The sequence below is a fragment of the Hoeflea sp. genome (genome assembly GCF_039975035.1).
In the GTDB taxonomy this organism is placed as follows: Bacteria; Pseudomonadota; Alphaproteobacteria; order Rhizobiales; family Rhizobiaceae; genus Hoeflea.
Genome location: NZ_JBDWHW010000021.1, coordinates 20,586 through 36,861, shown reverse-complemented (window position 1 = coordinate 36,861; position 16,276 = coordinate 20,586). Strand labels below are relative to the sequence as shown.

Genomic DNA, 16,276 nt, shown 5'->3' with positions numbered 1-16,276 from the left:
AAACCGGCTTCCGGTTTTGGGCACCCTTCTCAAGGATTTAACGATGCAGAAAAATCAAGAAGGGGGGTGGGGCTTTGATCGGGCCCTTACTCTGGCGATAGTTGCTATCGTCCTGCTTCTTTCGATCATGCCCATGTTCAGGTTGCTTTTCGAGGTGGCCGTGCCCAGCAACGGTTCGTCCGGCGCCATCGTAAAGACCTTCTCAAGTTCGGCGACCTGGACCGCCACCCTGCATTCCCTGCAGGTCGGGATTGGCGGAACGATACTTGCGGTGTTTCTGGGAACCTCCGTCGCGCTGCTTGTCGGGTTGACTGCAGTGCGTGGTCGTTCGGTGTTTGTCTTTCTGTATGTCACCCCGTTGCTGATCGCGCCGCAAGTCACGGCGCTGGCGTGGCTGCAACTGTTCGGACCTGCCAGTCCATTCCTGAAACTGCTTGGCATGGCGCCTGGCCTGGGCAGTCGAAATCCGCTCTATTCGACATCCGGCATCATCTTGCTTCTTGGCGTCCAGTACGGACCGCTGGTGTTTTTGATGGTGCGTGCCGGCCTTCGCAAATTGCCGCGCGAACTGGTGGAGGCCGGATCGAGCAGCGGAGCAGGGCGTTTGACCGTGCTTCGGACCATCATTCTGCCGCTGATGATGCCGTCCATCATCGGTGCCGCTGCTCTGACCTTCGTATCCTGTGTCGGCAATTTCGGGATTCCTGCCTTTCTCGGGATTCCGGCAAACTATCTGGTGTTGCCGACCTTGATTTACCAGAAGCTTGCAGGTGGAGGGCCGAGTGTGCTCTCCGAGGTCGCGGTATTGTCGATTCTGATCGGCGTTATCGCCATGACCGGTATCTTCGCGCAGGATTACGTGTCCAGACGGCGTGATTACCGCATCGTATCGACGTCGCTGCCTGCAGCGCCTTACGAGCTTGGCCGGTTTCGCCTGGTGATCGAGTTGCTGATGCTGCTGGTGGTCGTTGCTGTGCTCGGCCTGCCGGTTCTCGGCCTCGTACTGACGTCGCTGGTCTCGGCCTATGGTGCGCCTCTGACGCTGCAAACCATCACGCTGGCAAATTATGGCTTTGTACTGTTTGAACACGGAGCCACCGGCAGGGCCTTCATCAACAGTTTCGGGCTGTCGTTGACCACCGCATTCTTCGCAGTGATGATCGCGGTGCCGCTCGCCTACATGGTGACGTGGCGTCAAAGCTGGTGGACCAGGATTCTCAACCTCTCTATCGAATTGCCATATGCCTTGCCGGGTGTGGTGCTGGCGATTGCCTCACTGTTGCTGTTTCTCAAGCCGCTGCCGGTCATCGGCATCCAGATCTACAACACGATCTGGATCATCCTCTACGCCTATCTGGCGCGCTTCCTGGTTCTGGCGTTGCGGCCCACTGTAAGCGGTCTGCATCAGATCGACAGATCGCTGGAAGAGGCGGCACAGGTGGCCGGGGCAGGGCTGATAACGCGCATGCGGACGATCATCTTTCCACTCGTGGCTCCGGCAACGATCGCCGGCGGTGTTCTCATCTTTCTCACCGCATTCAGCGAACTCACGGTGTCGGCGCTGTTGTGGGCGTCGGGGTCGGAAACCATCGGCGTGGTGATTTTCTCCTTCGAGCAAGGCGGTGATTCCAACTATGCGGCGGCCACCTCGACACTCACCGTCGCAATGACATTCACACTCATGCTGCTGACCAATCTGTTTGCGCGGCATCTACCAAACGGAGTTCTGCCATGGCGGGATTGAAAATTGAATCTGTAACCAAGACGTTTGGGTCGATGAATGCCCTTTCCGATGTCTCGCTCGAAGTCAAGAATGGCGAGTTTGTCGCTGTCCTGGGGCCATCGGGGTGCGGAAAGACCACGCTTTTGCGGGCGATCGCCGGTTTCGAGAAAGTCAGCGACGGTGAGATCAGGGTGGATGAGGTCGTCGTCTCCAGCCGGAGCGTCAATGTGCCACCGGAGAAGCGCAAGGTTGGCATTGTGTTCCAGAATTACGCGCTTTGGCCGCATATGTCCGTGGCTGAAAATGTCGGCTATAGCCTGAAGGTAGCAAAGGTGGCGAAGGCTACTCGTGAAAAACGGGTGGAAGATGCGCTGGCGCTTGTGGATCTGACCGGGCTTGGCGATCGCCGTCCCTCCAATCTGTCAGGAGGACAGCGGCAACGCGTGGCACTTGCAAGATGTCTCGTGTCGACGCCATCGCTGGTGCTTTTCGATGAGCCGCTCGCCAATCTGGATGTGCATCTGCGTGCGTCCATGGAGGAGGAATTTGCTGATTTTCACAAGCGGACCAAAACCACCATCGTCTATATCACCCACGATCAGGCCGAGGCGATGGCGCTCGCGGACCGCATCGCGGTTATGGATCATGGCAAACTGATACAGTTCGCAACGCCCCGCGAGTTGTATCAGGAACCGCGCAGCGACATGGTGGCGGCCTTCATAGCCCAGGGTATGGTGCTCCCCGCGAAGCTGATGTCAGTGCCTGAGAATGGCCAATGCAAGGTTCAGTTGCTCGGCCAGGATGCGGTGTTCCGGTGTGCTTCCGATCAGGCAACGGTTTCCGAGGCAAAGGTTTGTATCCGTTCCTCGGACATCGAGATTGTCGACAAAGACGGCATTCCGGTTGCCATCAAGCGCGTCATCTATCGCGGAGGCGGGGCTCGTGTAGAGGCGTATCCTGTTGCCCGTCCCGATCTTCAATTGACATTTGATATCCCCGATCCCGTGACGCTGCTGGAAGGCGACACGGCCAATATTCGCATCTGTTCCGGATGGGTCATCCCGCAGGGAGACCCGCAATAATGCAGATCGATCTGTATGGTGGCTTCGGCGAAAAAGGCCGGACGAGTGTCGGACTTGGGGATGCCCATACCCGGATTCTGCTTGATGTTGGTATCAAGGTTGGTGCGATGGGCCGGGACTATTATCCGGTGATTGAAGACGCCGCGATAAAGGACCTTGACGCCGTGTTCATTTCCCACGCGCATGAGGATCATATCGGCGGATTGAGCTGGTTGTTGTCACGCGGGTTTCGCGGCCTCATTTTCATGACCCGTGAAACCCTTGGTGAAGCGGCGGAAATGCTGGCTCAGTATGCCGATCCGTCCCATGTACGAGATTTCCCGATCCACCCTGACCAGATAAAACTGTTCTCCCCGGGGGAAACCATGCATGTTGGCCAGTTCAAGATAATGACCGGTCGTTCCGGCCATGTGGTCGGCGGTGCATGGTTTCACATCGATAACGGCCATGGGCAAGTGGTCTACTGTGCGGATGTAACGCCAGGCAGCAGCGTTTTCGTGATGGATCCCGTTCCGCGGTGTGATCTCGTGCTGCTTGATACATCCTATGCAGACGATGCCATTTCGGGATTGCAGCGTCGCATGCAGATAGAAAACTGGCTTGCCGCTCATCCTTCCGGCTGCCTGTTGCCCGTTCCGGCGTCCGGCAAGCCGCTGGAAATAATGGCTATCCTTCCCGGCAGATTTGCAATCCATCAGACTATGCGCGAGGCAATCGCCACCCAGATTCTTGCCGAGGACGCCTTCGCTCCCGCCACGCGTGACTTGTTGCGTCAGCGGCTTGCCACCGCAGTTGATTGGTCTGATGGTTCGCCGTTTCCCGATTGTCCGCTGCTGACCGTTGACGGCATGGGCAGCGCCGGTCCTTCGGTGGACGCGATCCGGCGTGCTTCGGCACAAGGATTGCCAATTCTGCTGACTGGTCATATTCCCGACCATACCCCCGCGCGCAGGTGTTTTGACGAAGAGCGTGCTACCTGGATAAGACTGCCGACACATCCGACGCGCGATGAAAACGTGGCGATATGGACTGGCGCCGGCCGCCCGGCCGCCCTGGGTCATTCCTGTTCGCAATCCGGTCTTCGCGACCTGCAGGCCTTTTTACCAAAACTGGATGTCAATGCTGTGACAGGCGACCACCTCGCAATTTGATGGATATGAAAATGAGAATTCTGGTTTGCAATGATGATGGTATTGAGGCTCCGGGGATCGCCATGCTCGAACGGGTGGCACGACGGCTGAGCGATGACGTGTGGGTGGTTGCGCCCGACGGCAAACGCACTGCCGCCAGCGGCTCGATCACTATCGCCCGCCCGCTGGAAATGACCAGGCATGGCGACAAGCGGTACTCCTGCTCGGGAACGCCAGCCGATTGTGTCGTCACCGCCATGACCTGGCTGTTCGCGCAGGGTCCGAAACCGGACCTGGTGCTGTCGGGGATCAATGATGGTCGGAATGTCGGCGAAGATCTCGCCTATTCGGGGACACTGGGAATTGCCCGCGAGGCGAGTTTCTGGAACATGGCCGCGATTGGGTTTTCCCGGGTCAAGAACCCCGAGATTTCGGCCAATGATGAAATCTGGTTGAGCGAACTGATTGGCACGGTCTGGGCTGCACGCGACCAGTGGTTCGATGAAGGCCATTGGTTGTCGATGAACCTGCCGACAACGCTGCCGGCCGAAATACGCCAGCCGCGTATCGGCCGCGACAAAATTGGTCGCGCCGCTGATATTGTTGCGACGGAGGGTGATGTAACGACCCTGATTGTACCGCGCGGGCGGGCGCATGATGCAAGCGATGGTGACGAAAATGACCTGATTGACAGGGGATACGCCTGTATCAATCGCCTCAACTGGTTTGGACAGAAGGGCCTGGAGGACAGCTTGCTTCGACAACTGTCCGAGTGATTGATATGTAACGGGGTATCTGGCTCTGAGCAGTTGAGCCCGCTGAACCTTTTTCGTCCAGGGGATGCAAATCTCCTGACGATGAGGCCTATATCAGGTGGTGGGCCGTCCCGGTGCCTGCCATCGACCAAAACCGCGCTTGCTTCTTGCTTGCCGAAATCACCCGCAGTTCAGGAGTGAATATGGATATGATTCTGTCCTTCGTTGCCCTCGCCGGGCACATCGCGCTTCTTCTCTGGGGGACACGCATGGTTCAGACCGGCGTGCAAAGGGCGTTTGGACCGAACTTGCGTTCATTTCTCGGGCACGCCTTGAACAATCGTTTCAAGGCCTTTCTTGCCGGAATGGGCGTGACTGCCATCCTGCAAAGCAGCACGGCAACGGGTTTGATGGCCTCGGGATTTGCTGCCGGCGGACTGGTCGGCCTTGTTCCGGCATTGGCGGTCATGCTTGGCGCCAATGTCGGCACAACGCTTATCGTTCAAGTCCTTTCCTTCGACATAGCGGCACTGGCGCCGGCCCTGATCCTTGCTGGTGCCCTGATGTTTAGGCAAAGATCCAATCCGACGATCCATGATCTCGGACGTGTTGTGATTGGCCTCGGCTTCATGCTGATGGCGTTGCATCTGCTGCTGGGTCTGATGACTCAGTATGAAGGAACGGCGGCCGTGGCCACCGTGCTTCACGGCATATCGGCAATGCCGGCTCTCAATCTGGTTCTCGGAGCCATCGTGGCCTGGGCGGCGCATTCCAGCGTCGCTGTCCTGCTGGTGATCATGTCGATGGCCAGTCAGGGCTTGGTCACGCCTGAGCAAGCTTTCGTCCTGGTGCTCGGTGCCAACCTTGGAACCGCGTTGAACCCGGTGCTGGAAGGCCATTCTGGCCCGGATCTCGCATCGAGACGATTGCCAATCGGCAACCTTCTCACGCGCATTGTCGGCGTTGCCATCGCCTTGCCCATGCTGTCGCACATGACCGATCTCTTCGTTATGATCGACGGGGACATGGCGCGGATGGTGGCGAACTTCCACACCGCCTTCAATCTCGTGCTGGCGCTTCTTTTCATGCCCTTTCTGGTGCCGTTTGCTGCTGGGCTGAGACGTCTTCTGCCGCGCAAGATCGATGCGACGGATCCGGCGCAGCCACTCTATCTCGATCCCGCCGCCACCCAGACGCCGGTGGTGGCAATAGGGGCCGCGGCGCGCGAAGTCTTGCGTCTGGTGGATGTGCTTGGCGAGATGATTTCCGGTGCCAAGCTGTCGATCACCAGCTCTGACCGCAAGGCGCTCTCGGCGCTCAGACGGAAAGACAATGTGCTTGATAGTCTCAACACAGCGGTGAAAACCTATCTGACCTCGATCGATCCCGAAGAGCTTGGAGATGCAGACAAGCGGCGAGTGCACGAGATCCTGTTGTTTTCGATGAATATCGAACATGCCGGCGATGTCCTCGACCAAAATCTGCTGCCGCATCTTGCCAAGCGTCTGCGCCGCGGACTGACTTTCTCGCCGGAGGGGCAGAGAGAGCTTTTTGTCCTGTTCGACCGGCTCTTGATGAATCTGCAGAAGGCTGCCGCGGTGCTGATGACACAGGATGAACGCACAGCCCGAATGCTGGCAGATGAGAAAGTAATTTTCAGAAAAGCCGAGCGCGACGGTACCTCGGCTCACTTTGACAGATTGCGCAAGGGCGACATCAACACGATGGAGACCAGTTCGCTTCATCTCGATCTCCTGCGAGATCTCAAGCAGATCAATTCTCATCTGGTTGCTGCGGCGGCCTATCCGGTGCTTGAGCACAGAGGCGAGCTTCGGCAAAGCCGGCTTACCAGTCTCGAGCCGACGCCGCCTTGCGAGACATGACGCTGATGACGGACCCGGCATGGAGTCCGCGCGTATAACTTGGCCGGAATGCGGTGCAGTCTCTGCCGCCTGATTGCCGGGCACCGGGAGCGGGAGAAATCGCGAATATCGCCCTTCTGGGTGTCGACAGGCCGACGAAAGCCTCCAAGCCTGCCGGTGAGGGTGACAGCCTCAGGATCAGGTTGGGTGTTGATTATCCGTTGATCGGAATCCCGAGCAATGGAAATCAGCAGAATGCGCTGTTTGCAAGAGCGCTTATCTCTGGGGCGAAGCTGTTGCGTCTGGACAAATCGACCCATGGTGTGGATGTTGGAGCGAAAGCCGAAATCGTCTCGCAGGCCGATGATGTTGCGGTGATAGTGGCCGCTCTCCAAAATACTTGAGGCGATGACCTTGTGCGACCAGGCGGCGGTGCGCTCTCTTGGTGGCTGGTCGGAATCAGTGATAGCAAGTATCTGACCGGACAGCGTCGGTTGTCACTTGCACTTGAAGGATACGTCCAATGACCAGATTTCACCTGCCCGCTGATGGGGTCTACGTCGGACGAATCTGGTCGCCGGAAGCAGGTGGACCCTCCGTCGTGACGATCCGGGATGGGACAGTCATCGATATCACATCAAAAATGGCGCCGACAGTTAGCGACATCTGCGAGATGGATGATCCGACCGGCTATGTGCGTACTGCCCCGGGAGCGTCTCTGGGTACACTTGCAGAGATCGCGAGCAACAGAGCTGGCGACATGAACAGCCTGCATTTTCTGGCGCCGTGCGATCTGCAGGCAGTCAAGGCCTGCGGGGTCACGTTTGCGTCTTCGATGGTTGAGCGCGTGATCGAGGAGCAGGCTGCCGGTGACCCGAGCAAGGCGCTGGAGATCCGGGCGCGGGTCGGGGAGGCAATCGGCGGTTCACTGCGCGCCATCAAGGCGGGCTCGGACGAAGCGGCGCAGGTCAAGGCGGCGCTGATCGCTGAAGGCTTGTGGAGCCAGTATCTGGAAGTCGGCATCGGTCCGGATGCCGAGGTGTTCTCCAAGGCACAGGTGCTGTCATCGGTCGGTCCCGGAGCGGATGTCGGGCTGCACCCGATTTCCAAATGGAACAATCCCGAGCCCGAAATCGTGCTCACGGTATCCTCGAAAGGCAGGATTGTCGGGGCCTCGCTCGGCAATGATGTCAATCTGCGCGACGTCGAGGGGCGCTCGGCACTGCTGCTTGGAAAGGCCAAGGACAACAATGCGAGTTGCGCTATCGGGCCGATGATCCGTCTGTTTGACAGCGACTTCACACTCGATGATGTTCGCCAGGCTGAGCTCGACCTGACCGTCACCGGCGAGGACGGCTATGTGCTCAAGGGCCATTCCTCGATGAAGGAAATCAGCCGCGATCCAGCCGGTCTCGTCGCCCAGACGTTGGGTCGTCATCACCAGTACCCCGACGGGCTCGTGTTGTTCCTCGGGACATTGTTTGCGCCGACCCAGGACCGGGATGCGCCGGGCGAAGGGTTTACCCACAAACTCGGCGATGTCGTCACGATTGCGTCACCGGCTCTTGGCAGTCTCACGAACACGGTGCGGTTTTCGACGGAATGTCCGGAATGGACGTTCGGTGTCGCTTGTTTCATGCGCAACCTCGCCGCGCGAAATCTTATCTGACTCGAAAATGACATGCTGACGGCAAAATACCTGGTTGCCGGAAACTGAGACGCTGGTGACACGCCCCTCAGAATGAACCGGCGCATGGCGAGGCTGATGAATTTTCGGTCGGAACCTTTCTGTGCCGCTTCCTGGGTCCACTCCTTTTTCAAGCCATGCTCGACGAATCGTTGCCAGAAGGTCCGTGATCCGATTTTCGATGGGTCTTACCTGATGCGGGCGGAAACCTTTAGAAAAGCAACGGCTCACGCCTGTCGGGGATAGTCGTGCAATCAGCGCTTCTTATGTGTGTATCCGCATGATTTTCTGCACACTGGGGCGTTCCTGCATGGCGGCAAAATGAGCCGTGATGGCAGGAAAATCATCGAGATTGACGCCATCGGCCTTCATCCAGCGACTGATGACGAACAGATAGGGATCACACATCGAATAGGTGTCGCCCATCACCCAGGGCCCCTTGAGGTAATGCTGCTCAATGATGCGGGCGCATTCGGTCATGTTGGCGGGCACGGTCTCGCGCATTTTCTCCTGCGCGGCTTCGTCCTTGGTCCACCGGCTACCGCGTTGCTTGTGGGCATGGTTCACATGCACAGTGGCGGCGAGATAGAGGTTGAAGGCCTGGGCTTCGGCAAAGTCGAACGCGTCGGATGGCGCCAGATTGGCGTGCGGATAGATTTGCGTGATGAAGGCCAGGATCGCCGGTGTTTCGGTGAGCGTGCCCTTTGGCGTGATCAGCGCAGGAACCCGGCCCTTGGGATTGATAGCCAGGAAATCAGGCGATTGCTGCTCGGTTGCGGAGAAGTCGACCAACCTGGTTTCATACTCGGCGCCCGCGTCTTCGAGCAGGATATGCGGCGCCAGCGCGGCGGTGCCATTGGCATAGCAAAGTGTGATCATGGGTGGGCCTGTTCCTCAACTGGTTCGTAACCTGGCCTCCACATTAGCCAAAACCCGGGTATTGCAAAGCAACTTTTACGTAAGCAAAGATTACATAATTCGTTAGCATTTATTCCTTTGTGTTAGGAAACCTCACAACTATAAAGGCAGACACCCATTCAGAGTCATCGAGGCGGTTTTGTCGGAAAGCATGCAAGATATGGACGTATCGGTCTGGCGCGGTGACGCGGCGGGCGGCGAACTCCAGCATTTCACGGTTCCGGCCCAGGAAAGCCAGACCATTCTCGATGTTGTTGCCTGGATCCAGCAGCATGCCGATCCAACCCTGTCCTACCGCTATGCTTGCCGTGTCGGCATGTGCGGTTCCTGCGCCATGATGGTCAACGGGGTGCCGCGCTGGACCTGCCGTACCCATGTCAAGAAAGTGCTCAAGGACAACGCCATCACCATCGCACCCCTGCGCAATCTGCCGGTGATCAAGGATCTGGCCGCGGACATGGATCCATTCTTCGACAAATGGATCGCGGCAGGTGGAAAGCACCATCCGACGAAGAGCCGTGACGATGCCATCGAGACACTGGACCCGTCGACGCCTGCGCGGGTGGAGGCCGATACCGGCATCGAATGCATCAATTGCTCGGTCTGCTACGCGGCGTGCGACACGGTGGCGAACAACGTCGATTTTCTCGGACCGGCAGCGCTGCAGAGGGCCTGGACCCTCTATCTCGATCCCAAGGACGCCGATCCAAATGCCATCCTCAATGCGGTTTCCGGCAAGGGCGGCTGTCACAACTGTCACAGCCAGGGGAGTTGCACCTTGCATTGCCCCAACGGACTCAATCCGATGAAGGCGATTGCCGGTCTCAAAAGGGCCACGACCGCCTCCTTCTTCAAAGGAGGGCGCTAGATGCTGGGTCTGCGGCTTTACATGGTGCAACGGCTGAGCGCGATGGTGATGATCCCGCTGACGCTCGGCCACATCGCGGTGATGATCTATGCCATACAGGGCGGACTCACCACAGCCGAAATTCTGGGACGAACCAAGGGTAGCGTCGTCTGGTTTGCTTTCTACGGCCTGTTCATTGTGGCGGTGTCGATGCATGCATCCATCGGTTTGCGCGTTATCGTGCACGAGACCCTGGGCCTGAAAGGCAAGGGGCTGGAGATTTTCATGTGGCTTGCAGGCCTGCTGTTGCTGGCAATGGGCTTGCGCGCGCTTTTCGCGGTGACGCTGTCATGATCCGTCCGCACCGCTCGCATCCATTGTGGATCGCCTATCTGCTGCACCGGCTTTCGGGTCTGGGGCTGGCGCTGTTCCTGCCTGCGCATTTCTACATGCTAGCGCTGGCGCTCGACCAGCCTGACGAACTCGACAGGTACTTGCGTTTTGCAGACAATCCCCTTGTGAAACTGGCCGAATTCGGCCTCGTCTTTCTGCTGGCGGTTCACGTCTTCGGTGGGCTGAGGCTGCTGGCGCTGGAATTCCTCCCCTGGTCGCCGCGGCACAAGACAATGGCCGCCTCCGCGGTCGCTGCTGCGTTCCTTGTGGCCGGAACTTTCTTACTGCAGGCGGTATGAGCATGACCAAGATGACAATCGATCGCCACGACACTGACATCCTTATTCTCGGCACAGGAGGCGCCGGTATGTTTGCCGCACTCCACGCCATGCAGACCGCGCCGGCAGGCACCAAGGTGACTGTCGCGGTCAAGGGCCTGATCGGCAAATGCGGCTGCACCCGCATGGTGCAGGGCGGCTACAATGTCGCACTCGGATCGGGCGATACGGTCGAACGTCATTTCATGGACACCATCAATGGCGGCAAATGGCTGCCCAACCAGGACATGGCCTGGAAACTCTGCGAGCAGGCAGTGGTGCGGGTGCGCGAACTCGAAAACGAAATCGGCTGTTTCTTCGACCGCAATGCCGACGGGACGTTGCATCACAAGGCCTTTGCCGGCCAGACTGCGGACCGCACCGTGCACAAGGGCGATCTGACCGGAATCGAGATCATCAACCGGCTGATGGAGCAGGTGCTCTCACGCCCGGTGGAGAAGCTTCAGGAACACCGCGCAATCGGCCTGATTCCGACGAAAGACGGCTCGGCGCTGGCCGGCGTGTTGATGATCGACATGCGAACAGGAAAGTTCCGCTTCGTTCGCGCCAAGACCGTGCTGATGGCCACCGGCGGCGGGCCGACCATGTACAAGTATCACACGCCATCCGGCGACAAGACCATGGACGGGCTGGCGATGGTGCTGCGCGCCGGGTTGCCACTGCGCGACATGGAAATGGTGCAGTTCCATCCCACCGGACTTCTGGCTGGTGACCACACCAAGATGACCGGTACGGTGCTGGAAGAGGGATTGCGAGGGGCGGGAGGCGAGTTGCTCAACGGCTCCGAGCGGCGTTTCATGTTCGATTATGATGACCGTGGCGAGCGCGCCACCCGCGACGTTGTCTCGCGCGGCATCTATGCCGAGATGCGCAAGTCCAACACCTCGACCAATGGGGGAGTTTACATCTCGATGGCCCATCTCGGCCCTGACATGGTGCGCAAGAAATTCTCGGGAATGGTCAAGCGCTGTGCCGATTCCGGCTTTGATCTTGCTGCAGGCAAGGTCGAGGTGGTGCCGACGGCGCATTATTTCATGGGCGGTGTGGTGGTGGACATTGACACCCGCACCGAGATGGAAGGTCTCTATGTCGCGGGCGAGGATGCAGGCGGCGCGCACGGCTCCAACCGGCTGGGTGGCAACGGGGTCGCCAATTCGACCGTCTATGGAGGCGTGGCCGGCGACGCCATGGGCATGGATATCCGTCGTATGGGTGCGTTGCGAGATCCTGACGAGACGGTGCTCGAGGCCGAGGTTGCGCGCGCCTGCCAACCGCTTGGCCGCAAGCCGTCGAACATTCAGGAACTCAGGCATGAATTGCAGGAAGCGATGTGGGAGGACGTCGGCGTCATCCGCAACCGCCGCGGCATGCAGCGCGGCACCGACCGTGTCGCCGCGATCTCCGATGAGTTGATGCATGCGGGCGTTGATGCAGGCAATCTGGCTTTCAATCTGACGTGGCACGACTGGCTCAATGTCCGCTCGCTGTGTGAAGTTTCCGATGTCATTGCCAAGGCAGGGCTGGAGCGGGAGAATTCGCGCGGCGCCCACTTCCGGGAGGACTTTCCCGAGCAGGGCGATCTCGAAAGCTCCTATTTCACCGTGGCGCGGCAGACCGGTGACGGCATCGCTGTCAGCCGCGAGCCGGTGCAGTTTACCATCGTCCGGCCGGGTGAGACGATCCTGCCGGCCGGTGACCCCGAAACCCTGGTGGAGGTGAGCTGATGATCCCTATCGACATCATTCAAAAGACGGCCGAGGTCCTGATGGACAAGGCGGCAATCGAAATCCCGCAGGATTATCTCGACGGGCTCCAGGCAGCAGCCAATGTGGAGGACGGAGATCTGTCATCCTTCGTGCTTGAGGCGATGCTCGAAAACTATACGGCGGCCAAGGAAGATCGCCGCGCCATGTGCGGCGATACCGGCACGCCGCGCTGGTACGTCAAGATGGGCAACGAAACCCAAATCGAGGGCGGCCCGATCGCGCTCGAGGCTGCCTTGCGCAGGGCAACCGCAAACGCAACCAATGGAGTGCCACTGCGGCCGAACCGGGTGCATCCGCTGTGGCGGACAGATCATGACAACAATGTCGGCATCGGCGCACCGGAAATCGAATACGGCTATGAGCCGGGCGGCGAATGGATCGACCTGATCACCGTGCACAAGGGCGGGCTGTTCGGCACTGACTACCGCATGCTGTTTCCATCAGACGGCATCCAGGGCATCAAGCGCTTCTATCTCGATTGCCTGGTCGCCTTCGGCAAGCGCGGGCTGGCCTGTCAGCCGGCGATCATCGGCATCGGGCTGGGCGGCTGCAAAGATACCTGCATGGTGCTGGGCAAGCGCGCCGCCTGCCTGCGCGTTGTCGGCTCCCGCAATTCCGATCCGCGTATCGCCGAACTGGAGCTGGAACTCAAGGAACTGGGCAATTCCATCGGCATGGGCGCGATGGGCTTTGTCGGCAAGTCGATGGTCATTGATGCCAATATCGAGGTTGGCTACTGCCACACTGGCGGCATGCAGATGTCAGTCCATGCATTTTGCCTTTCATCGCGCCGCGCCGTGGCGCGGGTTTTCGCCGACGGACGTGTGGAATACCGCACCGATCCGGACTGGTTCACTGATTATCAACGCCGGGAGACAGTGGAATGGGAAATGCCTCAAAACCACGAAAAATCCGCCTGAGCACCACGCCGACGCCCGAAGCATTGGCCGAGCTGCGGCTGGGCGACGTCGTCTATCTCGACGGACTGATCTATACGGCGCGCGAAGGCGTCTACAAGCGTGCGCTCGAGGACAAGGCCAACATTCCGATGGAGTTGCCGGGTGAAAGTGCAGCCAATTTCCATTGCTCGCCCGCCGCCGCCATCAATGAGGACGGCACATTCCGGCTGGGTGCTGTGACCGCCACGGCGTCATTCCGCTTCACCAAATGGATCGGCGAGTGGATGGCGAAATCCGGCGCCAAGCTGATCATCGGCAAGGGCGGCATGAGTTCGAAGGACTACAGGGAGCATTTCGTCCCCAATGGCGCCATCTACCTGACCACGGTGGGTTATGGAACCGGCGCATTGCTGGGCCGTGGCGTCAAGCGGGTCAAGACTGTGCACTGGAACAAGGAACTCGGCCTCGCCCAGGCCATGTGGGTGCTTGAGGCCGACAATATGGGGCCGTTCATCGTCGAGAGCGATCTGGCCGGCAATTCACTGTTCGAACGCGAGAATGCCAAAATTTCCGCCAATCTCGCGAAAGTCTATGAAGGCACCGTGCCGGCAGTACTCAAGCGTTTTGGCGAAACCGACGACCGCAGCGATGAAGTGATAGGGTAGGGCATGACAACGAATGATAATCCCTTCGCAGGACATAACGGGCCGATAGACACTCAGGACGGGATCTACAGCGAGGACGAGTTGAGGCTCGCCAACCGCAATTCTGGTATTCTGCTGGAGACCCTGGCGCTGGATGTGACACCCACCGGGCTGCATTATTTGCTCAATCATTTCGATGTGCCGCTACTCGATGCCGGCAATCACAAACTGAGTTTTTCGGGCGCGTTCGATACTGCTGCCGAACTGTCGCTCGACGAGATCAAGGCAATGCCACAGGTGACTCTGCCTGTGACAATGGAATGCGCGGGCAATGGGCGCGCTGGCGTATCACCGCGCCTTCATGCCATGCCGTGGATCTATGAGGCGGTCGGCACATCGGAATGGACCGGCACACCGCTAAGACCGTTGATCGAACAGATGGGGCTGCGCTCTGATGCCGTTGAGATCGCCTTCACCGGCGCCGACTACGGTTTTGACAAGGGCGTCGGCCATCCATTTGGCCGCTCGCTGACGCTGGCGCAAATCGCAGAACTCGATGTCATGCTCGTCTATGCCATGAATGGGCAGCCGTTGTTGCCACAGCATGGAGCGCCGCTCCGGCTGATTGTTCCCGGTTGGTACGGGATGGCAAGTGTCAAATGGCTTAAGCGGATTGAGGCGCTGACGGAGCCTTATGACGGTTTTCAGCAACTGCGTACCTATCGCTACCGAGAAACTGCGGAAGATCCGGGTCGGCCGGTATCCGCCATACGGGTGAAATCGTTGATGGTGCCGCCGGGCGTTCCTGACTGGGGGTCGCGCAAGCGCTATCTGGAGCCCGGACCGGTAACGCTCATCGGCCGTGCATGGTCGGGCGCTGGTGTGCCGATCAGCCGAGTTGAGGTGGAGCTTGATGGCGCCTGGCAGGAAGCCCGGCTGGATACTGCTGTTGGCGATTATGCCTGGACCAAATGGACTTGCGACTGGACTGCCAGCCCCGGCGAGCACGTGCTGCGCTGTCGCGCAACCGATGCTGAAGGTCAGGTGCAGCCACTCCAAGCGCCATGGGATGCCGGCGGATTCGGCAACAACGCGGCCCAGAAAGTGGTCGTCTTTGTCGGACAGTAGGCACGTACGTTCTGACTGCAACGCCGCGCACCTCTGATGCGGGGCGTTCCCACCGTCCCCTATCGAAAATGTGAAGAGGTCCATGACCCGATTGACCGAACTTGCGCTGGTCCGAAAGGCCCAACTGCTGTTTCCTGGGCTGCTCACGGCGCTGACTGTAGCGCTGGCGGCCAAGTTCATTTCCGAGCATTATGGCGCGCCGGTGATGCTGATCGCACTGCTGATCGGTATGGCCTTCAATTTTCTGGTTGAGGATGGCGGCACATGCGTGGCCGGCATCGAGTTCTCCTCGAAAGTGCTGTTGCGTTTCGGTGTGGCGTTGCTGGGTCTCGGAATCACCGTTCAGCAGATCGCCTCGACCGGGTCTGAAGTGCTGTTGATCACGCTGGGCGGCGTGGCGCTGACCATCAGTCTGGGTCTGGTCCTGAGCCGGTTCCTCGGCCGCGGCTCGCGTTTCGGTTTGCTGATCGGGGGTGCGGTGGCGATCTGCGGTGCGTCGGCGGCGCTGGCGATCTCCTCGGTACTGCCCAAGAGCGAGACACTGGAACGCGACACCATCTTCACCGTCATAGGGGTCACGGCGCTCAGCACGCTTGCCATGATCCTCTATCCGATCATCGCCGACGTGATGCAATTGTCGGAAGTTGCCACCGGCGTTTTCTTCGGCGCCACCATCCATGATGTTGCGCAGGTTGTCGGTGCCGGCTACTCGGTGTCAGACCTCGCCGGCGAAACCGCTACCTTCGTCAAGCTGCTGCGTGTTGCGCTGCTGGTGCCGATTGTCGTGGTGCTGTCGCTGGTGTTTGCAGGCTCGCGCGAACCCGGCGCCAAGCGGGCACTGCCGATCCCGTTCTTTGTCATTGGTTTTGCCGCGCTGGTTATCGTCGGCTCCTATGACTTCATTCCGGTGCCAGTCAAGGACGGCTTGCTGTCGTTCTCGCGCTGGTGCCTGGTCGTGGCGATTGCAGCGCTTGGCATGAAGACTTCGCTGAAAAAACTCGGCGATGTCGGTGGCAGTGCCATCGTGCTGATTTGCGCGCTCACCGGGATTCTCGCCGTCTTCGCACTGACCGCGATCAAGATTTACATGAACTGAGGCTTTCG

At 59.2% G+C, this 16,276-nt stretch carries 16 protein-coding genes; 15 read left to right on the top strand and 1 reads right to left on the bottom strand.

Going from position 1 to position 16,276, the window contains the following annotated elements:
* Positions 1-43 precede the first annotated feature (43 nt).
* The 7 genes from ABJN75_RS01785 (at position 44) to ABJN75_RS01755 (ending at position 8,221) form a co-directional block, all read left to right on the top strand.
* The gene (locus ABJN75_RS01785; protein ID WP_348436276.1) at positions 44-1,744 is read left to right on the top strand and encodes an iron ABC transporter permease; all 1,701 of its coding nucleotides are present in this window, start codon (positions 44-46) and stop codon (positions 1,742-1,744) included.
* Positions 1,732-2,805, top strand: coding sequence for an ABC transporter ATP-binding protein (locus tag ABJN75_RS01780; RefSeq protein WP_348436274.1), 1,074 nt, complete (start codon positions 1,732-1,734; stop codon positions 2,803-2,805). Before ABJN75_RS01785 ends, ABJN75_RS01780 begins: the two co-directional genes overlap by 13 nt.
* Positions 2,805-3,956 (top strand): MBL fold metallo-hydrolase, encoded by a 1,152-nt coding sequence (locus ABJN75_RS01775; protein ID WP_348436272.1) that lies wholly within the window; start codon positions 2,805-2,807, stop codon positions 3,954-3,956. Before ABJN75_RS01780 ends, ABJN75_RS01775 begins: the two co-directional genes overlap by 1 nt.
* An 11-nt stretch (positions 3,957-3,967) precedes the next feature.
* The gene (locus tag ABJN75_RS01770) at positions 3,968-4,711 is read left to right on the top strand and encodes a 5'/3'-nucleotidase SurE (RefSeq protein ID WP_348436270.1); all 744 of its coding nucleotides are present in this window, start codon (positions 3,968-3,970) and stop codon (positions 4,709-4,711) included.
* Between the two features lie 182 nt (positions 4,712-4,893).
* Positions 4,894-6,573 (top strand): Na/Pi cotransporter family protein, encoded by a 1,680-nt coding sequence (locus tag ABJN75_RS01765; RefSeq protein WP_348436268.1) that lies wholly within the window; start codon positions 4,894-4,896, stop codon positions 6,571-6,573.
* Between the two features lie 182 nt (positions 6,574-6,755).
* Positions 6,756-6,956 carry a hypothetical protein gene (locus ABJN75_RS01760; protein WP_348436266.1) on the top strand — a complete coding sequence of 67 codons (201 nt, stop codon included), beginning with the start codon at positions 6,756-6,758 and terminating at the stop codon, positions 6,954-6,956.
* Positions 6,957-7,075: 119 nt separating this feature from the next.
* A complete protein-coding gene (locus ABJN75_RS01755; RefSeq protein WP_348436264.1) occupies positions 7,076-8,221 on the top strand; it encodes a fumarylacetoacetate hydrolase family protein in 1,146 nt (381 codons plus the stop codon).
* 282 nt (positions 8,222-8,503) lie between these two features.
* Here the strand turns inward: ABJN75_RS01755 and ABJN75_RS01750 are convergent, their stop codons facing one another.
* The gene (locus tag ABJN75_RS01750; protein WP_348436262.1) at positions 8,504-9,118 is read right to left on the bottom strand and encodes a glutathione S-transferase family protein; all 615 of its coding nucleotides are present in this window, start codon (positions 9,116-9,118) and stop codon (positions 8,504-8,506) included.
* Positions 9,119-9,317: 199 nt separating this feature from the next.
* On the opposite strand from ABJN75_RS01750, the gene ABJN75_RS01745 reads away from it, so the two are divergent.
* From ABJN75_RS01745 to ABJN75_RS01710, 8 genes are all read left to right on the top strand, one after another.
* Complete coding sequence (locus ABJN75_RS01745) at positions 9,318-10,025, top strand: 2Fe-2S iron-sulfur cluster-binding protein (protein WP_348436260.1); 708 nt, start codon at positions 9,318-9,320, stop codon at positions 10,023-10,025.
* The gene (locus tag ABJN75_RS01740; RefSeq protein WP_348436258.1) at positions 10,026-10,358 is read left to right on the top strand and encodes a succinate dehydrogenase; all 333 of its coding nucleotides are present in this window, start codon (positions 10,026-10,028) and stop codon (positions 10,356-10,358) included. It abuts the gene before it with no gap.
* On the top strand, positions 10,355-10,696 hold the full coding sequence (sdhC, locus tag ABJN75_RS01735) for a succinate dehydrogenase, cytochrome b556 subunit (RefSeq protein ID WP_348436256.1): 342 nt from the start codon (positions 10,355-10,357) through the stop codon (positions 10,694-10,696). Before ABJN75_RS01740 ends, sdhC begins: the two co-directional genes overlap by 4 nt.
* 2 nt (positions 10,697-10,698) lie before the next feature.
* Positions 10,699-12,459, top strand: coding sequence for an FAD-binding protein (locus ABJN75_RS01730; protein WP_348436254.1), 1,761 nt, complete (start codon positions 10,699-10,701; stop codon positions 12,457-12,459).
* Positions 12,459-13,421 carry a fumarate hydratase gene (locus ABJN75_RS01725; RefSeq protein WP_348436252.1) on the top strand — a complete coding sequence of 321 codons (963 nt, stop codon included), beginning with the start codon at positions 12,459-12,461 and terminating at the stop codon, positions 13,419-13,421. The genes ABJN75_RS01730 and ABJN75_RS01725 overlap by 1 nt, the downstream gene beginning before the upstream one ends.
* Entirely contained in the window at positions 13,385-14,065 is a 681-nt protein-coding gene (locus ABJN75_RS01720) for a fumarate hydratase C-terminal domain-containing protein (RefSeq protein ID WP_348436250.1), read from the top strand. The genes ABJN75_RS01725 and ABJN75_RS01720 overlap by 37 nt, the downstream gene beginning before the upstream one ends.
* 3 nt (positions 14,066-14,068) lie before the next feature.
* Positions 14,069-15,172 (top strand): sulfite oxidase, encoded by a 1,104-nt coding sequence (locus tag ABJN75_RS01715; RefSeq protein WP_348436248.1) that lies wholly within the window; start codon positions 14,069-14,071, stop codon positions 15,170-15,172.
* 82 nt (positions 15,173-15,254) lie between these two features.
* On the top strand, positions 15,255-16,268 hold the full coding sequence (locus tag ABJN75_RS01710; RefSeq protein ID WP_348436246.1) for a putative sulfate exporter family transporter: 1,014 nt from the start codon (positions 15,255-15,257) through the stop codon (positions 16,266-16,268).
* The last annotated feature ends 8 nt before the right edge of the window (positions 16,269-16,276 follow it).

Bases quoted from the DNA above. Each gene is read 5' to 3' on its own strand.
- ABJN75_RS01785 (WP_348436276.1), top strand. From the start codon at position 44: ATGCAGAAAAATCAAGAAGGGGGGTGGGGCTTTGATCGGGCCCTTACT.
- ABJN75_RS01780 (WP_348436274.1), top strand. From the start codon at position 1,732: ATGGCGGGATTGAAAATTGAATCTGTAACCAAGACGTTTGGGTCGATG.
- ABJN75_RS01775 (WP_348436272.1), top strand. From the start codon at position 2,805: ATGCAGATCGATCTGTATGGTGGCTTCGGCGAAAAAGGCCGGACGAGT.
- ABJN75_RS01770 (WP_348436270.1), top strand. From the start codon at position 3,968: ATGAGAATTCTGGTTTGCAATGATGATGGTATTGAGGCTCCGGGGATC.
- ABJN75_RS01765 (WP_348436268.1), top strand. From the start codon at position 4,894: ATGGATATGATTCTGTCCTTCGTTGCCCTCGCCGGGCACATCGCGCTT.
- ABJN75_RS01755 (WP_348436264.1), top strand. From the start codon at position 7,076: ATGACCAGATTTCACCTGCCCGCTGATGGGGTCTACGTCGGACGAATC.
- ABJN75_RS01750 (WP_348436262.1), bottom strand. From the start codon at position 9,118: ATGATCACACTTTGCTATGCCAATGGCACCGCCGCGCTGGCGCCGCAT.
- ABJN75_RS01745 (WP_348436260.1), top strand. From the start codon at position 9,318: ATGGACGTATCGGTCTGGCGCGGTGACGCGGCGGGCGGCGAACTCCAG.
- ABJN75_RS01740 (WP_348436258.1), top strand. From the start codon at position 10,026: ATGCTGGGTCTGCGGCTTTACATGGTGCAACGGCTGAGCGCGATGGTG.
- sdhC (WP_348436256.1), top strand. From the start codon at position 10,355: ATGATCCGTCCGCACCGCTCGCATCCATTGTGGATCGCCTATCTGCTG.
- ABJN75_RS01730 (WP_348436254.1), top strand. From the start codon at position 10,699: ATGACCAAGATGACAATCGATCGCCACGACACTGACATCCTTATTCTC.
- ABJN75_RS01725 (WP_348436252.1), top strand. From the start codon at position 12,459: ATGATCCCTATCGACATCATTCAAAAGACGGCCGAGGTCCTGATGGAC.
- ABJN75_RS01720 (WP_348436250.1), top strand. From the start codon at position 13,385: ATGGGAAATGCCTCAAAACCACGAAAAATCCGCCTGAGCACCACGCCG.
- ABJN75_RS01715 (WP_348436248.1), top strand. From the start codon at position 14,069: ATGACAACGAATGATAATCCCTTCGCAGGACATAACGGGCCGATAGAC.
- ABJN75_RS01710 (WP_348436246.1), top strand. From the start codon at position 15,255: ATGACCCGATTGACCGAACTTGCGCTGGTCCGAAAGGCCCAACTGCTG.